The following is a 21322-nucleotide window of genomic DNA, read 5'->3' as shown; positions in this document are numbered from 1 at the left end:
GTCCTCCTTACAAGTGTTACTTAACTTCTATCTCAGGTAGATTCTGTCTCACATATGCTGCCCTTACAGAGTCCATCTCATCCTTATCCAGGGGACGCTTTGCCCAAAGATTCAGGTTTGCGGGCTTAATACCCAGAACCAGGTTGTAAAGGGAACATTTTTTATCAAAGGACATCAGTCCGTCCTCCTCCCCTGCCATTAGCTGGGAAATGAAGATGCGCGCATCCTTTTCAGATATCTTCCTTGCATATTTGAGAACGCCGTAGGACTTATATACCTCGTCCTCGCGTTCCAGTCTCTGTGTATTAAGGGTGGCGTTCCTCACCCTCATCTCCTGGTTGTTCAGCTGGGATGCCGCCTTGGTCACCAGTTCCACGATCTCCTTTTCAGACAACCCTAAGGTCCTCTGGTTGGAGATTTCATAAAGGCTTCCGTAATTATCGCTTCCCTCTCCGTAAAGTCCCCGGATCGCTGTTCCAAAACGGCTCATATCGCCTACTATGCTCTGGAATTTTCTCACCTGGGACAGTGTTGGCAGATGAAGGACCACACAGGCCCGAAGTCCGGTTCCCACATTGGTGGGGAAGGAGGTCAGATAACCGTATTTCTCATCAAACGCATAGGAATAACGCTCATTTACATAATCGTCCATGGCGTCCGCCTTCTGCCATAATTCATCCAGTTTAAGACCGGAAGCCAAAAACTGCATGCGTATATGGTCATCTCCTCCCAGCACCAGGCTGCTGCCCTCATCCTCAGACAACAGAAGGCCCGCCGGCTCCTTCTTGTTCACTGCTGCCAGGTTCAGGATTCTGCGCTCCCTGAGCGCCAGTTTTTCCAGTTCCCTGACCTCATTCAGCTGCTGATACTTGTACGGATTTCCATCCAGTTCCGGAAGATTCTTAAGCCCTTCCTTCATGCGTTCCAGCATTTCCCCGCACTGCTGCGCCGTCATTCTGGAGGGAAATGCATACTCATCCCAGTTCCGGGCCAGGCGGATGCGGCTGTAAACAATATTGGAGTTTTTGTTGTCCACGCTGTCAAACCATTTACTCATGGATATCCGCCTCCTTTTTTAGTTCTTTGATCTGGTCACGGCACTGTGCTGCCAGCTCATACTCTTCCTGCTTCACCGCTTCCTTAAGCCGGGTCTCCAGCTCACGGATCTGCTTATTCACAGCCGCTGACCTGCTGTCCATTCCATTTTCCTGAATGGCAGCGCTATCTGCGGTCTCCTTTGTCTCTCCGGCATTGGCCTGGGCGGGATGTTCCTTCTCAAATGTGCTTCTGAATTTGGGATGCTTGCCCTTATGGTTTCCGCTTCCCTGAAGCTGCTTCATCTTATCGCTGATGAACAGGTCGAATACCCCATAGCAGTCCGGGCATCCAAACCGGCTGTTTTCCACAAAATCATCAAAACTGGTGCCGCAGGTGGGACACACCACCTTGCCGCGCACATCGGTCTCCTCCTCATCGTCCTCAAGGCCCAGAAGGCCGGACAGGAGTTTTCCCAACGGGAATTCACCGTCCAGAATGGCGGCGTATTGTCCAAAATCCATCTCTCTCGCACAGTGGGAACAGAGATTGTGCTCTGTCTTGATCCCGTTTATGATCTCTGTGTATCTGATATTGGCTTCCCGGATCTTACATCTTTCACATAACATACGAATCCTCCATTTGTCATCAAAGGCGCGCTGTCACCGCCTTAGTTTTCTTCCGCCTCATCTTCTCCTTCCATACACCCGCGGGTGTACTTATCAAAAATCTCATCTACCAGCTGGTGAACTTCCTGCCTGGTCATATTCTTACAGATTCCCCAGGCAAGCACAACATCCAGGTTCCTGCGCATCTCTCCGATGGCCTGTATCTTATCAATATCCAGACTCACCACTGCGCCTCTGCGGCGGTCCAGCTTCACAAAGCCTTCCTGCTTAAGTACAGTGTATGCCTTATTAACTGTATGCATGTTGATGCCGATATAATCAGCCATCTGTCGCACAGAGGGAAGGGAGTCCCCCTCCCGGATCATGTCCGTGGCAATGCCCATGATAATCTGGTTGCGCAGCTGTATATAGATTGCTTCATCACTGTTGAAATCAATCTTCAATACCATAAATCCACCATCTTTCGTCTTATACTGACATAAAAGTTATATTTGTTCTACAAGCATTATAACAACACTTGTTAATATTACTATAGCAAGGGAACATGGATTCGTCAAGCAGAAAAAGGAGGGAATCCCCCCTCCTTTTACCGTTTTCCCTATTGTTTTAACACTTCCCGTCCATCCATCTTATGATCACTTCGGATATCTCATCAATGGAGTCAAAAGGAAATACCTTTCCCTGCTTAAGGGGCACATCGGATACGTAAGCCAGCACGGTCCGCGGATCACACACCGGTTCAGAGGACACAGCCGCCCTCAATACTTCGATCTTAGGAAAGGAAGAATACTTCTGCCCTTCCAGCAGGATCAGATCCGCCTCCGGGAAAAAAGCAAAGAAATCCTCCGCTTCCATGCCCGGCTGATCCTTGACCAGCGAAAACCGGCTGCCGGAATATACCACGGTCCCATAAGCCCCGGCCTTTTTCATGCGGAAGCTGTCCGTATCCGGTACATCGGCTTCAAACTCGTGTCCGTCATGTTTGATGACCGCGGTGCGTACCCCTGCCCCGGACAGTACCCCCACCAGTTTTTCCAGCAGCCATGTCTTCCCCGCATCCTTCCTTCCGCTGACAGCCAGGACAGGAAGTCGCTTCTTCCCCAGTTCTTTGTAAATCTCCGGGGTGTTTACATTCAAAAACCATGTGTCCGGGATATGTTCTTTTGCGGTCTTTGCCTCCACGCAGTTTACGTGCTCCAAAAAATCCATCATTCGATAATTCTGCGAATGGATCCGGGTCCTCAGTTCCCGCAGGCAGGTTCTGGAATACAGAGCGCACATGGGCTGCAGCCTGCCGTCCCTGGTGCGCCACAAAACAGCATCCACTCCCGGTTTCCAGTATTTTAACAGGCATTCCGCCATCCTGCCCCGAAACAGCGGCATGTCACAGGACACAAAAAACAGGAATGGTTCTGCTGTCTGCTCAAGGCAGGACCAGATTCCTCCCATGGGCCCAATCCATTCCCCATCCTTTCCCCGGACCGTATCCTCCACCACAGTAAAACCTTGCACCGGTTCTCCGCTTTTATAAGCAGCCCGGGACAGATAACACGGGACACCCAGGGAATGAAGTTCATTTCCAATTATATCCAAAAAAGTCTTTTCTCCATGGATCAGGCTGCTTTTATCCGCATACCCCATCCTGCTCCCCTGCCCTCCTGACAGGATCACGCCTCCCCAGCTCATGTCCATTCCCTCACTTCTCCCTGCCATCCAGTTCCCCTTCATTGGCCTCTTCCCTGCATATGGTTTCCTGAAGCTGGCTTTCCAGAACTGCAATTTCCATCACGGCCTGGCGGTAATTAACTGACAGGCGGATGTATTTCCCTTTTTCCCGTGCAGCCTCAGATGCAGTCCGTACAATCCGCTCCAGCACCTCCCGGTTCAGGGCCCCTCCTCTCCAGTGAAACACAAAATAGGGCTGTTTTTTCCGCAGCACCGCCTTCATGCGGCCTGACACATCCTCCACCTTGGTCAGCGACAGACGGTTTTCCTTATAATAGAAGCGGGATCCATCCGGGCAGGCAGGCATTCCATAAACCAGCGGCTGATGGTCCCTAAACATCATCTTATCATCCAGGTTATAGTAGTCAAAGCGTTTCTGCCCATAACGCCCCAGGGAATTGTCAAAGGTTGCATCCAGATGATACCACGTATTCTTAAGCTTTACCAGGTTCCAGGCATGGCGGTAACGGATTCCCTGTTCCGGATCAGCCTGGCTGATGGCAATGATACATTCCATTCCCATCCTGTCACAAAGGATCTTCACTGTTTTTGCAATCCCTTCGCAGACCCCTACCCCCTGCTGAAGAGGGCCTATGATTTCATGGGAATACTGCTTTTTCAGCTTATCATATGTCACATTGGTGCAGATAAAGTCGTGGATGTATTTCTCCTTCTCTTCTGGGGACAGATCCCCGGCCTGCTGGACCAGGCGGTTGATTCTGGATTCCAGGGCAAGTTTCATCTCCTTGATCTTTTTCTTCTCAAACATGTATTGGGGAATGAGCTGGACATATTGGGAATTGTCAGCATACCGGTAATTAAATCCCTCCACATAAAAGATTGAGGGATGATCCAGACGAAGCCTGAAAAACAAGTCGGAGAGTTCACGCCCGCCCAGGTTCAGTACCGGAAATTCCGGGGCAATTGCCTCAAAGCCGTCCAGCATGGAGCGGTACGCCGACTGCTCTCCTTTTGTCATGTGCTGGTAATAATATTCCTGTCTCATAATCTTATCCTGACATCTGTTATCGTTTAACTTCATTTGCATGTCCGGCTTTTTAAACCGGCTTTTTATATGCTAACATAAAGTCAGGAAAAAATAAACTGCTATTTGTATTTCTGATAATCAATTCAGTCTGTACAGATGTTGTAGCCGTCTTCTTATTCTTCCACGCCCATGTCATGATGCAGGCAATTACAACTGCACAGATTCCGGCAGCAAGTCACGCCGCACAAAAGCGCCTCTAAAGGAGCCGAATATCATCCGCAACCTTGGGATTGATGTTGTTGTGGAATAGAAGTGGGATATACCTTTCATGTATACTGTTGTTCCGTCTTCCCATCACCCCTCATAAGGTTCGATCAAAAACACCACCGGCCTGAAACCATCCGTACAGGACGCTACCTGTGTTTTCTTCCCCTTGGTCCCAATGCACTCCATATGGTTCCTGACAAAAATAATATCCTTAAAGATATCGGCCCAGGCCCATGTGCAGAAGCCCTCCGGCACCTTCCTGCCATCCGTAATGAACACAGCGCCCTCTTCAAATTTGTTACAGACAGGAATGGGCTTTTCCGCGTATGTCTCCACTATGTCATCCATTACCATCTTCTTCAAAACCGTGATTTTCACTAAGTCTGACACATTTCCACCTCCCGCCATTAAACGCATCCTGTTGCCACAATATTGGCGCCGCATCCACACACATCCGGGATGATCACATCATATGTATTTACCGGGGCCTTAACCACTGTTTTCCGTATCTCTGCCATGCAGTCCATCAGCAGTTCCTTTGGAATGGGCCTGTCGGACCTGACAGGTACCAGACGGTCTTCCCCATCCACTTTCACGGTACTGGTAAGGATCCTCACCGGGTGCAGGAACTCCTGGGTTCCATATTCCTTTCCCCTGCCGCAGGTAAACCCTTCTATGGAAGTGATCTCTTCCTTTGTTCCTTCTGCCAGGATGCGGCACCCAATCGGACACACGATACAAATAATCTCTTTTTTCACGGTTATGCCTCCTTTATGACGTCTATCACTATGTCGGAATCCACTTCAGACATAGGGATCTGTATATTGCACATTTCACCCGGATTTACCCTGCGCTCTTTTTTGGATGCAATGACCTTCCCATTACATTTTGCTTCTATCCTCACATCCACATCCGGGGCCAGGACACGGAAGAACAGCTTTGCCTTCCCATCGTCACATGGCACGAGCCGCTGGGGACAGATGTATCTTACATTGGTTCCGGTCACGGTCCTTACCTCCTGCTTCTGTTCCAGCTTTCCCGCCGCATAGAGCGCCGCGTATCGGCCGGCCAGCATGCTTTCAACGGTAACGTTATCCACCAGGTCATTGACATGGACCACATTTCCGCAGGCAAACACAGAGGGGACCGAGGTCTGCATATACTGGTTTACCTCGGGGCCGCTGGTGATGCCTGATATGGTGATATCTGCTTTTCTGGTCAGTTCATTTTCAGGGATCAGTCCCACGGACAGCAGAAGTGTGTCACATTCAATGTATTCTTCCGTTTCTTTCATGGGCTTTTTGTTTTCATCCACCCGGGCCACATAAACGCCTTCCACCCGCTCATTTCCTACGATCCGTGTGATGGTATGGCTCAGCTTCAGAGGTATGTCAAAATCATCCAGGCACTGTACCTTGTTCCTGGTAAGGCCTGCAAGATAATCCATGATCTCAACCACAGCCAGTACCTTTGCGCCTTCCAGGCTCATCCTCCTGGCCATGATCATGCCGATATCGCCGGAACCCAGGATGACCACATTCCGTCCGACCATGGTATTCTGCCGGTTCACAAGCCTCTGGGCGGAACCGGCCGTATAGATGCCCGCGGGCCTTGTTCCTGGTATCTGTATATTGGCCCTGGTCCTCTCCCTGCAGCCCATGGCCAGTATGATGCTTTTGGCTGTTACCCTGGTCATGCCGTATTCCATATTGATACAGATGATCTCACCTGTCCGGGCGCTTACCTCCAGCACCATGGATCTTAACAGCACCTCCGCGCCCAGTTCCAGTGCCTCTTTGGCAAACCTGCCCGCATATTCCGGTCCTGTGAGTTCCTGATCAAAATAGGAGAGGCCAAATCCGGGATGGATACACTGCTGAAGGATTCCTCCGATGCTTTCATCGCGCTCAATGATCAGTACATTTCCAGCGCCTTCCTTCTTAGCCGCCACGGCCGCGGAAAGTCCTGCCGGTCCTCCGCCTATGATTGCAACATCACATTTCATTTCGTACATTTTGTTCTCTCCCTTCTATCTCATTTTCCCTGAAACCATATAAGAACCAGTCACATTCTTGTTGACTTCCGCCACCGGTATGTTCAGCTCTTTGGACAATATCTCAATGACCTTGGGTCCGCAGAATCCGCCCTGGCACCTTCCCATTCCCGCCCGTACCCTGCGCTTAACAGCGTCTATACTTCTGGCTCCCAGGGGCCGGTGGATGGCATCCAGGATCTCGCCTTCCGTTATGGTCTCGCAGCGGCAGATGATATTTCCATACTTAGGGTTCTCTTTGATGATTTCTTCCTGCTCACCGGCAGTCATTTCATGGAAAATGCGGATGCCCTTTCTTGTCTTCTTAAAATCCTCCTTATAGACAAGGCCACATCCATGTTCCTTCAGCAGCTGTGCCACATACACGCCCATGGACACAGAAAGGGTGAGTCCGGTGGAACGCACCCCGGAGAGATTTACATAGCCTTCCAGGTCATCATACACATCCACATGAAGCCCTTCGGGATTACGGTTGGGGCGCAGTCCGCTGTATTGGGTTATGGTATCCCTGATATTCACATTGGGGATCAGCCTCTGCACATCCTTTACAATGCTTTCCAGCCCATCGGCGGTAACTGATTTGTCGGTCTTGTTATCCAGGTCCTCCGCGGTTGGCCCTACCAGCATGTTTCCGTGAATGGTAGGACACATGAGCTTTCCTTTGGTTATCTTGGTAGGGATGGGCAGGACAATATGGTCCACCTTACATGAAGTATTCTTGTCAAGAATATAGAACTGCCCTCTCCTGGCCACCACCTTGTACTCAGCTTTGCCTGCCATGGCCGCTATCTCGTCACAGTACAGGGCCGCTGCATTAATGACATATCTGGTCTCTATGATGCCCGCTGTTGTCTCCACCGCCTTAATTTTCCGGTCCTCTGTCTGAATACCGGTAACTTTTGTATTTAACAGGAAATCCACACCGTTTTCATTGGCATTTTCAGCCAGGGCCTGAACCAGTATGAATGGATCGATGATACTCTCCCTTGGTATATGGAGCCCGCCCTTAACCTCAGGGTTTATGTTCGGTTCCATGGCAATGATCTGCTCTTTTGTGAGATATTCAACATCATAGACCCTGTTCCCAAACGCCTTGGCCTTGATGGCCGGCAGCTGTTCGAACTGCTCCTGGGTGATGGCCGGAAGGATGGCGCCCGTCTGCTTAAAGGGGACATCCAGCTCCTTCACCAGCTCCGGATACATGGGATTTGCAGCTACTACCAGCTCGGATTCCAGGGTGCCCGGGGACGCGTCATACCCCGTATGTATGATCGCACTGTTGGACTTGGATGCATCCCCACCCACGTCTTCATTTTTATCTACTACCATTACCTGAATCTGATATTTTGATAATTCCCTGGCAATGGCACATCCGACTGCTCCGGCGCCAATAACAACTACATCTGTTTTCATCATGTTCCCATCCTCCTCTATTCTTTTACTTCAATCCACTCTTTGGAGCGTTCCACCGCCCTGTGCCATTCATGAAGCAGGCGCTCTCTTGTTTCAGAATCCATCTGTGGTTCATATCTCTTATCCAGTTTCCAGTTCTGCTCCAACTCATTAATGTCATGGAACTCGCCTATGCCGTAAGCTGCCAGATAGGCCGCTCCCAGCGCTGTTGTATCCGTTATCACAGGAACCTCAACCGGAATCCCCAGGATATCCGCCTGGAACTGCATCAGGAATCCGTTGACTGACGCGCCTCCGTCCACCCTCATCACCTCGATGGGTATGCCGGAGTCCTTTTCCAGCACATCCAGGTTATCCTTGACCTGGTACGCCATGCTCTCAAGGGTTGCCCTGACAATATGCTCCTTCTCCGTTCCCCCGGTGATACCCACAAAGGTGCCTCTGGCGTACTGGTCCCAGTGGGGCGCGGCCAGGCCGGAAAATGCAGGCACAAAGTATACTCCCGCCGTGTCCGGCACTGATTTTGCCATGGGCTCTGTCTCAGCTGCATTTTCAATTATCTTTAATTTGTCCCGCAGCCACTGCACGGCTGCGCCGGCTATGTAGATCCCCGCATCCAGAGCAAAGGTTATCTGCCCCTGGCTCAGGCCCCAGCCAACGGTTGTGAGAAGCCCGTTCCTGGAATATACAGGCTTATCCCCTGTGTTCATCAGCATGAAACAGCCCGTGCCATATGTAGTCTTAACCGTGCCCTTTTTAAAACATGCCTGGCCAAAGAGCGCGGCCTGCTGGTCCACAACCGAACCGGATATGGGGATGATGGCCCCGAAAAAGTCCAGGGGATCCGTATGCCCGTACAATTCTGCGCTGTCATGGATCTCCGGCAGGATGCTTTCAGGGATTCCCAGCACTTCCAGTATCTCCTCATCCCACTTGCCTGTATGAATGTTTAATAGCATGGTACGGCTTGCAGTGGAATAATCTGTCACGCACACCCTGCCATGGGTCAGCTTCCATATCATCCATGTGTCCAGGGTGCCTGCGATAATGCGGCCCTTTTCAATCTTTTCCTGAACCCCCTCCACGTTGTCAATGATCCACTTTATCTTGGTGGCGCTGAAGTATGCGTCCACGATCAGTCCTGTTTTCTCACGTATCATCTCGCCATGAGTGCGGGAAATCTCCCCTGCCATCTGTGCGGTCCTGCGGTCCTGCCACACAATGGCGTTATACACGGGCACGCCTGAGATACGGTCCCACAGCATTACGGTCTCCCCCTGATTATCCAGACCGATACAGGTCAGCTCTTCTTTTGAGATCCCCGCTTTTTTAGCTGCCATATCTATGGTTTCCAGGATATTCTGCCAGATTTCCATGGGGTCATGCTCCACCCAGCCCGGTTCCGGATAATATTGGGTGTGCTCCTTATAACCCCTGGAAACCTTGTTCCAGTTTTCATCAAAGATCATAACGGTTGTTCCTGTTGTCCCCTGGTCAAGCCCCAGATAATATTTCTTCATTCATTCCCCTCCTATCATGCTTTCGCTGCCTTCCCCACTGCCTTATCAACGGTCTCATCCATGTTCTTGCAGATGACCAGGGCCAGGATAATGGCAAGCACGCCCGCTGCGATCTTACCCAGCACCACCGGCGTGATCATGTCCGGCTGGACCCCGGCCGTAAATCCCAGATGGTCCCCAAGAGCTGCTGTTGCAGGAACAAGCCAGGCTGTATTTACAATGATCCCCTTTTTCTTCATGTCCTTCATCATGGTGTAGACAGGTACTGAGTTGGCAAGTGTGAACACCAGTCCTGCCGCGCTGGTTGCGTCTAAGCCGATCTTCTGCCCCAATGCGTTCAGAGGACGGTTAAGTACCTTGGTGGCAATGGTGAGAAATGGAAATGTACCAAGGAGTACGATCCCGATTCCGGCAATGGCTTCCATCCCTTCCATGATCGGCGCCATTCCAGGTATCAGGACCCTGCCGGTCATATACTCAAATGCCGCTGCCGCCAGTCCGATATAAATGACAATGGTTATGAATTTTCCAAAAATCATACATCCTTTTATCATCTGGTCCGGGATGAACTTCAGTCCCAATACAAGCAATACGGACAGAATGATGATAGGAATGATATTCTTAAGCACAAGTCCCATAGGGAATCCGGCGATAAGTCCGCCCAGGATACTGCCCACAGGAATGGTTATCAACCCGATCAGCAGACCCTTGGAAAAATATCCCTGGTCCTCCTTCTCAATCAGCCCAAGTCCCACCGGGATGGAGAAAACCAGTGTACATCCCAGCATGGAAGCCACTATGTTACCGGAAAGCAGGCCTGCCTGCTCATTTTTTGCCAGTTCCAATGCAAGTGAATATCCCCCCATATCATTGGCCAGGATAGAAGCAAACATGGCCGGGTCTGCTCCTAAGGCCTCAAATGCAGGGATGATAACGGGTCCAAGAACCTTGGATATGACGGGCGCCAGACAGACAATTCCTACCATGCCCAGTGCCAGAGGTCCCATTGCGTTAAAACCTTCATCAAACTTTTCCCCAAGTCCAAGATGATCACCAGTTATCTTGTCAGCCGCACCAATTAACAAACCGATTGCCATTACCCACATAATAATTTCATTAAATGACATTACCCGCCTCCTTGTGTTGTATTTTTGACAACATTTTGTGCACTTATGTTTAATTTAATTATAATCCATACAAACTTCCACATCAATCCACATTATAGCAAATATTAAGCTTGTGCTTTTGTGCACTTTGACGGTTTTTGTTGCATTTATCCTTATGTATTTGACATTTTATTATCATGCATCCCTATTAAAGAGCATAAAAATAGTAGGCTGCCAATACATCACAGCCCACTGTTTACCATTTTTCCCTTATTTCTCTATGCTTTCACCTGTATTACCTCAATATCCATGGCTGTTATTTTTTCAACTACCACAGAATCCACATCAGAATCGGTCACAAGTGCATCAATCTGCTCTAATCCGCATATTTTATTCATTGCAACGCCCCCATCTTGCTGTGATCTGCAAGTGCTATTACTTTCTGTGTATTAGCGATCACAATCCTCCTGTGATTGGACTCGGCCATATGATAATCCGTAATGCCCTTTGTAAGGCTGAGCCCCCCAACCCCCAGAAAATACTTATCCGTGATAAAATGGCTCACATTATCGTCCGTCATATAGCCGGACACGGAAGCCTCCCCGCTCCTCACTTCTCCCCCCAGCATGATAACCCGGATATTGATGTCTTCGGACAAGATCATGGCTATCTTCATAGAGTTGGTAATGACCGTAACCCTTCTCTTTCCCACAAGGGCCTTTGCAAACTCCAGGGTTGTGGTTCCGATATCCACTGCGATCACATCCTCATCCCTGACCAGTTCCACTGCTTTCTCACCAATGGCCTTTTTTTCTTTAAAATGCTTTATCTCCCTGGTGGAATAGGATGGCTCCGTGGCTCTTGGCTGGGCCGGTACCGCACCGCCGTACACCCGGTTCAGCATGCCGTGTTCCTCCATATACTCAAGATCCCTTCTCACCGTTTCTATGGATACATCAAAAAGCCTCATCAGCTCACTGACTTTTACGATCCCATCCTCGTGCAGTAACTCTATGATCTTATTGCGCCGTTCCTGAAGCATAGCTCCTCCTGTGCTGCATTTCATAAATTTTGATCAAATTCCCACAAATTCCCAATACGCATCTATACCTACCCCGCATTTATACCTGTCCCGAATCTGCCAGAATAAGTTCGATTCCTTTTTCCTGCAGATAACGCACATATCCATGGGGCAGGGTGCTGTCCGATATGATGGTATGTATACTGTCCAGCGGGCATGTCACGCTGAAGGAGTCGGTGCCGAACTTTTTGGCATGGGCCACAAGCACGGTTTTCCTGGCGCGGCCCAATATGGCCTTATTGATCTGGGCCACCTCGCAGTTATAATCGGAGACCCCGTTTTCTTTGGTGATCCCCCCTGCACAGATAAATGCAATGTCCACACAAAAATGCTTCAGTGCTTCCACGGCCAGATGTCCCTCCATGTCATACTCGCTGCTGTTGACGCATCCTCCCAGCACAAACATCCGCACATCTGAATCGATCAGTTCATTCAGCACAAAAATAGAATTTGTGAGGACCGTTATATGCTTGATATCACGAATATGTTTGGCAATCTGCAGCACGGTGGAACCCACTGAGAGAAGGACCGTATCCCCCTCCTTCACCAGTTTTGCGGCTTCCCTTCCAATGGCTTCCCGTTCCAGGGAACTGGACTCATCCACTATACATGGCTGTTCTGTCATTCCGGGCAAAAAAGAGGCGGGCTCTGATAAAACAGCCCCTCCATAAACTCGCTTGATCATCCCCTGCTCCTGAAGGACTTCCAGATCCCTTCTTGCAGTTTCATGGGAAACCTGGTATTTCTTTACAACATCGGACATCTTGATTGCTTTTTTCTGCCTTATGATCGAGAGTATCTCATCCTGGCGCTCCTTTGCAAGCATACATTTACCTCGCTTTTTAGATTCTTGTTTCATTATATAACGAATCAAAACAACTGTCTAGCGCAAGGCGACCGGATTAGAGCGGATCGGATGCCCCAGACAATGCTCTCTCCCACAGACAAAAAAGCAGCATGGTCAAGATCAGCCATGCTGCATAAAGTACGGAAACGATAGTAACACTGAGTGAAACGATCCTGTGTTTTCCCATCTCCCATCAGGTAATGGACGCCTCATAGATTTCCTTAATGGACTGCGCCAGCATGCGGTCAAACTCCCCTTCTGTCTGTTTGGCGCTAAGCCCTTCCGACAATGCCCGGGAGAAACTTGCGATCAATCCGGGGCTGCGGCTTAAGCGTTCATTGGCCTCCTCCCTGGAATAGCCTCCGGACAGGGCCACTACCCGGACTACATGGGGATCCTCCATGATATCGCTGTAGAAACCATGTTTATTCGGGATGGAAAGCTTAAACATCAGTTTTGTACCCTCTGGAAGTTCTGACAGATGAGTTTTGATTTCCTCCTTCATGATGCGCTCGCTCTCAGCCTTGTCAGGGCTGTAGATATCGATCTCAGGCTCCAGTATGGGAACCAGGCCGGCAGCTGCGATCTTCAGGCCGATCTCAAACTGTTGGTCCACAATCTTCTTAATACCTGCCGGATCCGCTTTCTTGATCACGGAACGCATCTTAGTGCCAAAGATATGATGCTCCTTTGCCCTGGTCAAAAGCGCATCCAAAGCCGGAATAGGTTTCATAAGGCGCACCCCGTCCTCCTCCTCTGCCAGCCCCTTGTCAACCTTCAGGATGGGGATGATACCCTTAACCTCCCACAGGTAATCGGCTGTCAGCCTGTCTTCGATCCTGCGTTCCATGGTGTTCTCAAACAGGATTGCGGCCAGGATGTGATCTGATGTAAAGGACGGGCTGGTAATGATCCTGGTCCTCATCTCATGAACCAGATTAAACATTTCTTCGTCCGTGCTGTACTGCTCCTCGCCTATGCCATAATTCTTCAGGGCCTTTGGCGTACTGCCGCCGCTCTGGTCCAATGCCGCAATAAACCCCCTGCCCTCGCTCATACGTTTTAACTGCTCCTGGTTCATAAGGCTACCTCTCTTTCTTGTTGAAAATACAATGAGTTAAAAAGAACAGGAAGACACACCTTGCGCCCGCCTGTTCCTGGTTCTTTTCCAACAATACTGGCTGCATAGGCGCAGACCCAACACATCGAAATCAATCACACTGAGAATACTATTATTACTGAGAATACTATTATTATAGTAAAATCCGCTTCCCATTGTCAATAGAAGTTTCCAGAAGTTGCTAAATATCCAAATGATGGTACAATGAAGTCAGGCCGTATTTCCGCCAAATTTATCCGCAGTACAAAAGGAGAACCACACAATGAATGAAAACAAAGACCTTCTGCTTCCTGGCTATACCAGGGTTTCCCATTCCCTGGAACCTGTATATGACCGGAATTCACGCATCCTGATCCTGGGCAGCTTCCCCTCCGTTAAGTCCAGGGAACAAAATTTTTATTACGGGCATCCCCAGAACCGGTTCTGGAAACTGATGGGGCGGCTGTTAAAGGAAACATTTCCTCCTGAATATCAAGGAAAAAAGTCCATCCTGCTGAGACACGGGATCGCCCTCTGGGACGTGATCCACTCCTGTGACATCAAGGGTTCCAGCGACCAGAGCATCTGTAATGTCACCCCCATGGATCTGGAGCGCATCTTACAGGCCGCCGACATAAGGGAGATCATCACCAATGGCAGCACAGCCCACCGCCTCTATGTAAAATACTGCCGCCAACACACGGGAAGGGACGCTGTCAAATGCCCCTCCACCAGTCCTGCCAATGCCGCTTTTACACTGGACCGCCTGGAAAAGGACTGGGGCGATGTGCTGCTCCCCCTTCTGGAGGCCGGGAGGTAACCTGATTATGCGATCTCCAATGCACACTGGATCATGGCATCCAGGTTTCTCTCACGTTCCCCATTGGTCAGGGCCCTGTCCGTATGGATGCTGCTGCCCACTGTCAGCATGCCCAGGGCGCGCTTTCCGGCCCGGGCAGCCGTACAGTAAAGGGACAGGGTCTCCATCTCCTGGACCAGTACGCCCATTTTCTCCCATTCCCCCTTTTCCCCTTTCCGGTCTTCATAAAATACATCTGAGCTGAATACATTGCCCACCCGAAAGGGGATCCTGCTGCCTTGGGCCTGGCTGACAGCGGCTGACAGCAGACTAAAATCAGCAATGGGTGCAAATGTGCCCGGCAGATGATACTGGGCCGGGAAATTGGAATTGGTGCAGCACCCCATGGCAAAGATCAGATCCCCCACCTCCACATCCCTGTGGATGGCACCGGCCGTGCCTATGCGGATAATGGTATCCACATCATAATTCTGGTAGAGCTCATATGCATAGATGCCCATGGATGGGATCCCCATCCCGCTTCCCTGGACTGAAATCTTTTTCCCTTTATAGTAACCAGTATATCCGTTCATTCCCCTGACACGGTTATAACACATTGCATCGGTCAGATAGGTCTGCGCAATGTATTTTGCCCGCAAAGGATCTCCCGGCATCAGGACCGTGCTGCCGATCTGTCCTGGCTCCGCTTCGTTATGAAATGTTTTCATGTCTATTACTCCAATTTTTTTATAGTATTCCTGTCATTCTTTCTCCTGATACTCAGCTCATGCTGGTCAGGGCCGAAAAACAGCTTCTGGGACAATACCGGTGTGTCGTATTCCGTATAGAGCACCTCCTCCAGAAGTAAGAGGGGATCTCCCTCCTGGATGCAAAGTATATTGGCCAGACGTTCCCTCGCCTGTCCCAGACGGATCTTTGTGTCACTGTACAGTCCGTTGGAGGACAAAAGCTCCGTATAGTACCGGTAAACGGTATCCGTATCCTCCAGATCCACATCGCTGCTGTCCAGTATCTCATGGGGCATATACACCATGGCGAATCCGGCCGGCGTCTCCCCGCAGTAGTAGGTGATGTCAATGACAGCCACCACACTGGACGGCCGGAGTTTCAGCACCTGCTGGTGCTTTTGTGTGGCCGGCTGGAAACCGATGGAGGTCACCACCCGGTCCACGGGCTGGATGCAGAAGTCCACAATTGGATTCCCGACTTTTTCCAGCCCACCTTTACTCATATCCTGATTAGAAAGGACAATATTTCCCTTTCCCTGATGATTAATGATCAATCCATCTTCCTGAAGGAGCAGCATAGCCTGCCGCAATGTGCCTCTGCTGACCTGAAGCTGTTCCGCCAGGATATTCTCCCCGGGCAGTTTGTCTCCAGCTTTGTATTTTCCCTCTTTCAGCCACTGGCTGATGGTCTCATATGCAGTCACATATAACGGTATCTTTACATTCTTCTCTTTAATAACGGTATCCTTCACAGGTCTCTTGTGCTCCTTTCATGCGCTTTGGTGTCAGTTCTAGTATAGGACTAATCCACCAATTTGCCAAGTGCTTCCGGACCTTTTACCCGTTTTCCCACAAACAGCAGCACGATCAGGGTCACTGCATAGGGCAGCATCTGCACGAACTGGGAGGGGATGGCCACATCCGTGAGATAAAATCTGGCCGCCTGGGCAACTGCAAATATCATGCCCGCTCCCATGGAGCCCAGAGGCTGCCATCCGCCAAAGATATTGGCCGCCAGTCCCATGAATCCCCTGCCCGCTGTCATGTCCACCACAAACAGGTTGTTCTGGGAAATGGAGAGATAGGAGCCTGCCAGTCCGGCAATACTTCCCGCTATGATCATGGCAATATAGCGGTAACGGTTTACCTGCACCCCGGCGGTCTGCACCGCATAGGGCTGGTCACCCATGGCCCTGTACCTGAGTCCGAATTTTGTCTTATAAAACACGATCCACACAGCCCCCACAATCAGGAACATCCCATAGAGATAGGGGGACTGTTCCTTAAACAGGGCCCCTAAGACGGGAATCCTGGAAAGCCCCGGAACAGTCAGGTTGGGGATGGATGCCACGGATTCCGACATGCCTTCCGTCTGCCAGATCGTCTTAAGCATAACTGCTGTGATCCCGCTGGCAAACAGGTTGATCCCTACGCCCACCACAGACTGGTGCGCTTTCCATTTTAAGCAGAAAAGTGCGTAAAACCAGCCGATCACGCCGCCCAATACAAGAGACAGGGCCACTCCCGCCAGAGCCGAACCAGCGGCGTAGGAACCGGCCACGCCGGCAAAAGCTCCTATGAGCATAATGCCTTCCACACCCAGCAGGATAATGCCTCCCCGCTCCGCAATGGTGCCGCACAGGGCTCCCAGGACAATGGGAACGGACAGCTGCAGGGTAAGTCCGATAAAATTATTGATCATATCCATATGTCATCCTCTCTTTCTGGTCCATTTGATCAGTTCCGGCGCTGCCACCAACAGGATCACCAGGCTCTGTATTACAGTTACCATGTTTGTGCTGACCATGGTCTCCCTGCTCATGCGCAGAGAACCCATGTCCATGATCCCAAAGAGCAGGGCCGTGAGAAGCACGCCTGCGGGGTGGTTCCTGCCCAGAATGGCTACTGCGATCCCCGTAAATCCAAAGGAAGGCGAGAAACCTTCTATAAACCTGTGATATTTTCCAAATACTTCGGTCACTCCGGCCAGGGCTGCAATACCGCCGCTGAGAGTCATGGACATGATCAGGAACAGATTGACCCGGATACCGGCCGTACCGGCGGCTGAAGGGTTGGCCCCCACTGCCCGCAGCTGATATCCCACCGAGGTCTTCCACAGGAAAATGTACATGGCGGCTGCTATAAACAGAAGCAGGAACAGCGCCACGGTCAGCTGAGTCCTGGGCAGCAGCTTGCCAAACCAGATCTCCTCTGCAATCAGCTCGGTCTGGGCCGTGGACCCCTCTGTCTTATAGGGACCGTTGACCAGATAGGAGGTGAACAGGGTGCAGATATAATTGAGCATAATGGCCACAATGACCTCATTGGTACTGAATCTGGCTTTGAATATCCCCGGCACGCTGCCCACCGCCATCCCGGCAAGGATACCTGCCAGGATGCTGACGACCAGCAGCACAGGAGCCGGAAGAAAGCTCAGTGTAAGGGCCGTGATGACGCTTGCCATGGCTCCCGCATGAAGCTGGCCTTCCGCGCCGATGTTCAGCATGCCGCACCGGGAACCCATGGCCACAGCCAGTCCCGTAAACGCCAGCGGAATGCTCTTGCTGATGGTGTTGGCAATGGACTGGGGCGTACCCAATGCGCCCTGTATCAGGGATGAATAAGCTTTGATGGGGGATTCGCCTGCCAGAAGGATGAACAGAGCGCCTATAATAAGGGCTACTCCTATGGCTGCCAGGGATTTTCCGACCTCTGCGGTCTTCTTATTACATATCCATTTCATGAACATTTACCTCCTGTCTCTTTCCTGCCATAAACAGTCCGATCTCCTCTTTTGTGTACTCCCCATTTGTAAACTGGGCGCTGGCCTCCCCCTCATAGAACACGGCGATACGGTCGCTTAAGTTCATGACCTCAGACAGCTCGGCTGAAATCAGAAGGATGGCTTTTCCCTGCTCCTTTAGCTGAAGCAGTGTTTTATGTACACGCTCAATGGCTCCGATATCCAGTCCCCGCACAGGCTGGGCTACCAGCACCAGCCCCGGATCGTGGCTGATCTCCCTTCCAAGGATGACCTTCTGCTGGTTGCCTCCTGAAAGCTGCCCGATCTCCTGTTCCACGCCTGCAACCTTGATCTCAAATGCCTCCACCTGTTTGCCGGCATCCTGCTTCAGCCTGTCATAATCAATAAACCCTTTTTTACAGTATTCCGGTGTATTCTGATACCCCAGAAGAAAATTTTCCGTAATGGAGAATCCGGATACCATGGCATTCTTGTGGCGGTCGGAGGGTATATATCCGATTCCCATGGCTTTCCTGTCCTTTACCGGCAGGGTATGGATCGGCTTTCCGCCAAGCAGGATGCTCCCCTCCGTCACCTTCCGGTTTCCCACGATCATCTCCTCCAGTTCCTGCTGTCCGTTTCCGTCCACCCCGGCTATTCCCAGGATCTCCCCTGCCCGGACAGTCAGGCTCACGGTGTGTTCCGCTCTCTCATGAAGCCGGACTTCCTTTAACTCCAGGACCACATCCCCTGTCTGCTGCCCTTTCTTTGCAACCACGGATTCTACCTGTCTGCCCACCATCTGTGTGGCCAGCTCCTTCTCATTGGTGTCCTGGGTGTTGCAGCAGAATACTACCTTTCCTTTGCGTATAACAGTAATCCGGTCGGACAGGGACATAGTCTCATTGAGCTTGTGGGTGATGAATACAATGGTCTTTCCGCTCTTTTTCAGCTGTCTGAGAATCTTAAACAGCTCCTCCACCTCCTGGGGCGTGAGCACGGCCGTGGGCTCATCCAGTATAATGATATCAGCCCCCCTGTACAGGGTTTTAAGGATCTCCACACGCTGCTTCATACCCACGGATAGGTTGACCACCTTCTCATCCAGGTCGATCCTGAACCCAAACCGCTCCACCAGTTCTTCCACCCTGGCACGGCTCTCCCTGCGGTTCAGGAAAAATCCGCCTGACTCTTTTCCCAGGATGATGTTTTCCAACACGGTCAGCTGGCCTACCAGCATAAAGTGCTGATGTACCATTCCTATTCCCAGCGCATATGCATCATTGGGATTTGCAATGGATGCCTTTTTTTCATTGATAAAGATCTCCCCGGCATCGGGATGATATAACCCGAACAGGATATTCATAAGAGTACTTTTCCCTGTTCCGTTTTCTCCCAGAAGACAGTGGATCTCCTGGTGTTTTACCGTAAAATCAATGCCGTCATTGGCGCGTACCGGCCCAAAGCATTTTACAATGCCAACCATTTTGATTGCGTCCATACCTGCCTCCTGTTTTTTAGTTCAGCTCAGAGGGAACCTGGATCTCTCCTGCTATCACTTTTTGTTTCAGTTCTTCCAGCTGCTCAAGTATCTGATCCGTTACCTGGATATTGCTCTGCTCCACTGTTACATCCACACCGCCGTCACTTAATCCCAGCATCTGATTCTCCCCTGTGTAGGTTCCCTCCACAACGCTGGCAATTGCATGGTAAGCGCAGGAATCCAGCTTTTTAAGCATACTTGCCATCACATAGTCAGGCGCAATGCCGTTTTGGTTCAGATTCACTCCAATGGCCACAAATCCCTTTTCCTCCGCTGCCTGGAACATACCCATTCCGGAAGCTCCCGCTGCATGGAAGATCACATCCGCATCTTTTTCCACAAAGGTATTGGCAATGGTCTTTGCCGTGGTGGGGTCATTAAAACCTCCCGCATAATCGATCAGCACCTTCATCTCCGGCTCTATATACTGGGCTCCCGCCTGGTAGCCTGCCGCAAAGCGGTTGATCAGTGGATTGTCCACTCCGCCGATAAATCCAATGGTCTTGCTGTCCCCCAGTTTACCGTCTATCTTCTCCTGTTTTGCCAGGGCTGCCAGGGCGCCTGCCAGGAAAGCTCCTTCCTGTTCCTTGCATGAATAGGATGCCACATTGGACAGATCCGAGGTTGCGTCCAACAGGGCAAACCTTTGTTCCGGATATGTATTGGCCACATTGGTCAGGGCGTCCACCTGTTCCGCCCCCACACAGATGATCAGGTCATAATCCCCTGATGCCGCCATCTCATCCTGGATGATCTCCTCATCCGACACGGATTTAGGCTCCACTTCATCATATGTAATGCCAAAGTCCTCAGCTGCCTGCTTTACTCCCTCCAGCGCCAGGTCGTTAAAGGAGTTTCCCCCAAGGCCTGCCTCGGTAAATATGATGCCCACATGGATCGCTCCCTCCGCCGCACCGGCGCTTCCTGATTCATTACCGGACTTCTCCTCTTTACTCTGGGCTCCGCTTCCTGTGGCGGATGCGCCGCATCCCATGATTGCGCTGCCTGCCATGCTGACTGCTGCTAAAAGAACTGCCCATTTTTTCATTGTTTTTTTCATTTGATTCCCCTCCATTTTAGACTTGTTTTATCACTCTTTAAATATGTTTCTAAACTTGTTTAACAAGTTATTTAAAATGTATCACTACTTTATTGATTTGTAAATCTATTTTTTTGTGTTTTCCTTCATTTCGTTAAAACTCCACGAAAACGGAGGGGGGATTTTGTGCACTATTTTAATCTTATTGGGATTTCCTGGATGAATCAATACTAGTACCCGCCATATAACATAATTTGGCCACGGTATCAGGTACATCTGTTGGACACTTCTAAATCATGATGACAACTCCTGTTTTACTGGTTTTGACACAACAAAAAAACAGGTACCGATTCAGATTTCTCTTTCTCGATACCTGTTTTTTGTTTCTCTGCTCTCTTTACTTTGTGTTTTAGTCATCCCTTTACATGTACTGTTTTTATTTTCACCTTTCATTATCAATTTCATTTTACTGATACTTTCTCGTCATATCATTAAAATGTTCCCGTTCATTGATAATCTACTTGGTATATGAAAATATCAACCGGTCATGTATCTGGTTTCCTTTCACATTTCATCAGGCAGATCTCTTATTCTCTGTTTTCATATATAATTTAAAATTATATAGAAAACGAAAAATCTCTTTCCGGCGGACCGTACCTCCTTGTTTTTATTTCGTTTCTTTTGTT

The 21322-nt window shown here is 50.2% G+C and carries 21 protein-coding genes; 1 reads left to right on the top strand and 20 read right to left on the bottom strand.

Translation table 11 applies throughout. The features are described from left to right. Positions 1-16: 16 nt before the first annotated feature. From HMPREF9469_RS16385 to HMPREF9469_RS16320, 14 genes are all read right to left on the bottom strand, one after another. Positions 17-1057: an ATP--guanido phosphotransferase gene (locus tag HMPREF9469_RS16385; RefSeq protein ID WP_007863837.1), complete on the bottom strand. Its 1041-nt coding sequence runs from the start codon at positions 1055-1057 to the stop codon at positions 17-19. Then, positions 1050-1664 (bottom strand): UvrB/UvrC motif-containing protein, encoded by a 615-nt coding sequence (locus HMPREF9469_RS16380; RefSeq protein WP_007863835.1) that lies wholly within the window; start codon positions 1662-1664, stop codon positions 1050-1052. The genes HMPREF9469_RS16385 and HMPREF9469_RS16380 overlap by 8 nt, the downstream gene beginning before the upstream one ends. Positions 1665-1705: 41 nt before the next feature. After that, a complete protein-coding gene (locus tag HMPREF9469_RS16375) occupies positions 1706-2113 on the bottom strand; it encodes a GntR family transcriptional regulator (protein WP_007863833.1) in 408 nt (135 codons plus the stop codon). Positions 2114-2270: 157 nt separating this feature from the next. Next, positions 2271-3377 (bottom strand): molybdopterin-guanine dinucleotide biosynthesis protein B, encoded by a 1107-nt coding sequence (mobB, locus tag HMPREF9469_RS16370; protein WP_227884406.1) that lies wholly within the window; start codon positions 3375-3377, stop codon positions 2271-2273. Beyond that, positions 3361-4395 (bottom strand): transglutaminase domain-containing protein, encoded by a 1035-nt coding sequence (locus HMPREF9469_RS16365; protein ID WP_040416611.1) that lies wholly within the window; start codon positions 4393-4395, stop codon positions 3361-3363. The genes mobB and HMPREF9469_RS16365 overlap by 17 nt, the downstream gene beginning before the upstream one ends. A 336-nt stretch (positions 4396-4731) precedes the next feature. Next, entirely contained in the window at positions 4732-5034 is a 303-nt protein-coding gene (locus HMPREF9469_RS16360; RefSeq protein ID WP_157140306.1) for a TIGR04076 family protein, read from the bottom strand. A 17-nt stretch (positions 5035-5051) separates the two neighbouring features. Beyond that, the gene (locus HMPREF9469_RS16355) at positions 5052-5402 is read right to left on the bottom strand and encodes a DUF1667 domain-containing protein (RefSeq protein ID WP_007863825.1); all 351 of its coding nucleotides are present in this window, start codon (positions 5400-5402) and stop codon (positions 5052-5054) included. Positions 5403-5404: 2 nt separating this feature from the next. Beyond that, entirely contained in the window at positions 5405-6658 is a 1254-nt protein-coding gene (locus HMPREF9469_RS16350; RefSeq protein WP_007863823.1) for an NAD(P)/FAD-dependent oxidoreductase, read from the bottom strand. Between the two features lie 15 nt (positions 6659-6673). Beyond that, positions 6674-8113 carry an NAD(P)/FAD-dependent oxidoreductase gene (locus HMPREF9469_RS16345; protein ID WP_007863821.1) on the bottom strand — a complete coding sequence of 480 codons (1440 nt, stop codon included), beginning with the start codon at positions 8111-8113 and terminating at the stop codon, positions 6674-6676. A 14-nt stretch (positions 8114-8127) separates the two neighbouring features. Continuing rightward, positions 8128-9630: a glycerol kinase GlpK gene (gene glpK, locus HMPREF9469_RS16340; RefSeq protein ID WP_007863819.1), complete on the bottom strand. Its 1503-nt coding sequence runs from the start codon at positions 9628-9630 to the stop codon at positions 8128-8130. Between the two features lie 14 nt (positions 9631-9644). Then, positions 9645-10757: an ethanolamine utilization protein EutH gene (locus HMPREF9469_RS16335; protein ID WP_007863818.1), complete on the bottom strand. Its 1113-nt coding sequence runs from the start codon at positions 10755-10757 to the stop codon at positions 9645-9647. Between the two features lie 373 nt (positions 10758-11130). After that, on the bottom strand, positions 11131-11778 hold the full coding sequence (locus HMPREF9469_RS16330) for a DeoR/GlpR family DNA-binding transcription regulator (RefSeq protein WP_007863816.1): 648 nt from the start codon (positions 11776-11778) through the stop codon (positions 11131-11133). Between the two features lie 79 nt (positions 11779-11857). Beyond that, entirely contained in the window at positions 11858-12643 is a 786-nt protein-coding gene (locus HMPREF9469_RS16325) for a DeoR/GlpR family DNA-binding transcription regulator (protein ID WP_007863815.1), read from the bottom strand. 214 nt (positions 12644-12857) lie between these two features. Beyond that, positions 12858-13745, bottom strand: a complete 888-nt coding sequence (locus HMPREF9469_RS16320; RefSeq protein ID WP_007863814.1) for a fructose bisphosphate aldolase — start codon at positions 13743-13745, stop codon at positions 12858-12860. Positions 13746-14046: 301 nt separating this feature from the next. Here HMPREF9469_RS16320 and HMPREF9469_RS16315 point away from each other — a divergent pair, with 301 nt between their 5' ends. Further along, entirely contained in the window at positions 14047-14583 is a 537-nt protein-coding gene (locus tag HMPREF9469_RS16315; RefSeq protein ID WP_007863813.1) for a DNA-deoxyinosine glycosylase, read from the top strand. A gap of 5 nt (positions 14584-14588) precedes the next feature. On the opposite strand, the gene deoD is transcribed toward HMPREF9469_RS16315, so the two are convergent. The 6 genes from deoD to HMPREF9469_RS16285 are packed head-to-tail and all read right to left on the bottom strand — an operon-like array spanning position 14589 to position 20657. Further along, on the bottom strand, positions 14589-15290 hold the full coding sequence (gene deoD, locus HMPREF9469_RS16310; protein ID WP_007863811.1) for a purine-nucleoside phosphorylase: 702 nt from the start codon (positions 15288-15290) through the stop codon (positions 14589-14591). Between the two features lie 5 nt (positions 15291-15295). Further along, a complete protein-coding gene (locus HMPREF9469_RS16305; protein ID WP_007863809.1) occupies positions 15296-16063 on the bottom strand; it encodes a GntR family transcriptional regulator in 768 nt (255 codons plus the stop codon). 50 nt (positions 16064-16113) lie between these two features. Continuing rightward, on the bottom strand, positions 16114-17019 hold the full coding sequence (locus HMPREF9469_RS16300; protein WP_007863808.1) for an ABC transporter permease: 906 nt from the start codon (positions 17017-17019) through the stop codon (positions 16114-16116). 3 nt (positions 17020-17022) lie between these two features. Then, positions 17023-18054 carry an ABC transporter permease gene (locus HMPREF9469_RS16295; protein WP_007863805.1) on the bottom strand — a complete coding sequence of 344 codons (1032 nt, stop codon included), beginning with the start codon at positions 18052-18054 and terminating at the stop codon, positions 17023-17025. Beyond that, positions 18038-19555, bottom strand: coding sequence for an ABC transporter ATP-binding protein (locus tag HMPREF9469_RS16290; protein WP_007863803.1), 1518 nt, complete (start codon positions 19553-19555; stop codon positions 18038-18040). Before HMPREF9469_RS16290 ends, HMPREF9469_RS16295 begins: the two co-directional genes overlap by 17 nt. Before the next feature lie 16 nt (positions 19556-19571). Next, on the bottom strand, positions 19572-20657 hold the full coding sequence (locus HMPREF9469_RS16285; protein ID WP_007863802.1) for a BMP family lipoprotein: 1086 nt from the start codon (positions 20655-20657) through the stop codon (positions 19572-19574). Positions 20658-21322: the final 665 nt, after the last annotated feature.

The organism is [Clostridium] citroniae WAL-17108, from assembly GCF_000233455.1.
GTDB lineage: Bacteria > Bacillota > Clostridia > Lachnospirales > Lachnospiraceae > Enterocloster > Enterocloster citroniae.
Note: the sequence above shows the minus strand (reverse complement) of the source record. Positions and strands in the feature narration are given on the sequence as shown.

What these genes read in the sequence shown, in the direction of transcription:
- HMPREF9469_RS16285 (WP_007863802.1), bottom strand. Translation starts at nt 20,657, where the DNA reads ATGAAAAAAACAATGAAAAAATGGGCAGTTCTTTTAGCAGCAGTCAGC.
- HMPREF9469_RS16375 (WP_007863833.1), bottom strand. Translation starts at nt 2,113, where the DNA reads ATGGTATTGAAGATTGATTTCAACAGTGATGAAGCAATCTATATACAG.
- HMPREF9469_RS16290 (WP_007863803.1), bottom strand. Translation starts at nt 19,555, where the DNA reads ATGGACGCAATCAAAATGGTTGGCATTGTAAAATGCTTTGGGCCGGTA.
- HMPREF9469_RS16345 (WP_007863821.1), bottom strand. Translation starts at nt 8,113, where the DNA reads ATGATGAAAACAGATGTAGTTGTTATTGGCGCCGGAGCAGTCGGATGT.
- HMPREF9469_RS16300 (WP_007863808.1), bottom strand. Translation starts at nt 17,019, where the DNA reads ATGGATATGATCAATAATTTTATCGGACTTACCCTGCAGCTGTCCGTT.
- HMPREF9469_RS16320 (WP_007863814.1), bottom strand. Translation starts at nt 13,745, where the DNA reads ATGAACCAGGAGCAGTTAAAACGTATGAGCGAGGGCAGGGGGTTTATT.
- mobB (WP_227884406.1), bottom strand. Translation starts at nt 3,377, where the DNA reads ATGGCAGGGAGAAGTGAGGGAATGGACATGAGCTGGGGAGGCGTGATC.
- HMPREF9469_RS16295 (WP_007863805.1), bottom strand. Translation starts at nt 18,054, where the DNA reads ATGAAATGGATATGTAATAAGAAGACCGCAGAGGTCGGAAAATCCCTG.
- HMPREF9469_RS16365 (WP_040416611.1), bottom strand. Translation starts at nt 4,395, where the DNA reads ATGAGACAGGAATATTATTACCAGCACATGACAAAAGGAGAGCAGTCG.
- deoD (WP_007863811.1), bottom strand. Translation starts at nt 15,290, where the DNA reads ATGAAAACATTTCATAACGAAGCGGAGCCAGGACAGATCGGCAGCACG.
- HMPREF9469_RS16330 (WP_007863816.1), bottom strand. Translation starts at nt 11,778, where the DNA reads ATGCTTCAGGAACGGCGCAATAAGATCATAGAGTTACTGCACGAGGAT.
- HMPREF9469_RS16325 (WP_007863815.1), bottom strand. Translation starts at nt 12,643, where the DNA reads ATGCTTGCAAAGGAGCGCCAGGATGAGATACTCTCGATCATAAGGCAG.
- HMPREF9469_RS16350 (WP_007863823.1), bottom strand. Translation starts at nt 6,658, where the DNA reads ATGTACGAAATGAAATGTGATGTTGCAATCATAGGCGGAGGACCGGCA.
- glpK (WP_007863819.1), bottom strand. Translation starts at nt 9,630, where the DNA reads ATGAAGAAATATTATCTGGGGCTTGACCAGGGGACAACAGGAACAACC.
- HMPREF9469_RS16335 (WP_007863818.1), bottom strand. Translation starts at nt 10,757, where the DNA reads ATGTCATTTAATGAAATTATTATGTGGGTAATGGCAATCGGTTTGTTA.
- HMPREF9469_RS16315 (WP_007863813.1), top strand. Translation starts at nt 14,047, where the DNA reads ATGAATGAAAACAAAGACCTTCTGCTTCCTGGCTATACCAGGGTTTCC.
- HMPREF9469_RS16385 (WP_007863837.1), bottom strand. Translation starts at nt 1,057, where the DNA reads ATGAGTAAATGGTTTGACAGCGTGGACAACAAAAACTCCAATATTGTT.
- HMPREF9469_RS16380 (WP_007863835.1), bottom strand. Translation starts at nt 1,664, where the DNA reads ATGTTATGTGAAAGATGTAAGATCCGGGAAGCCAATATCAGATACACA.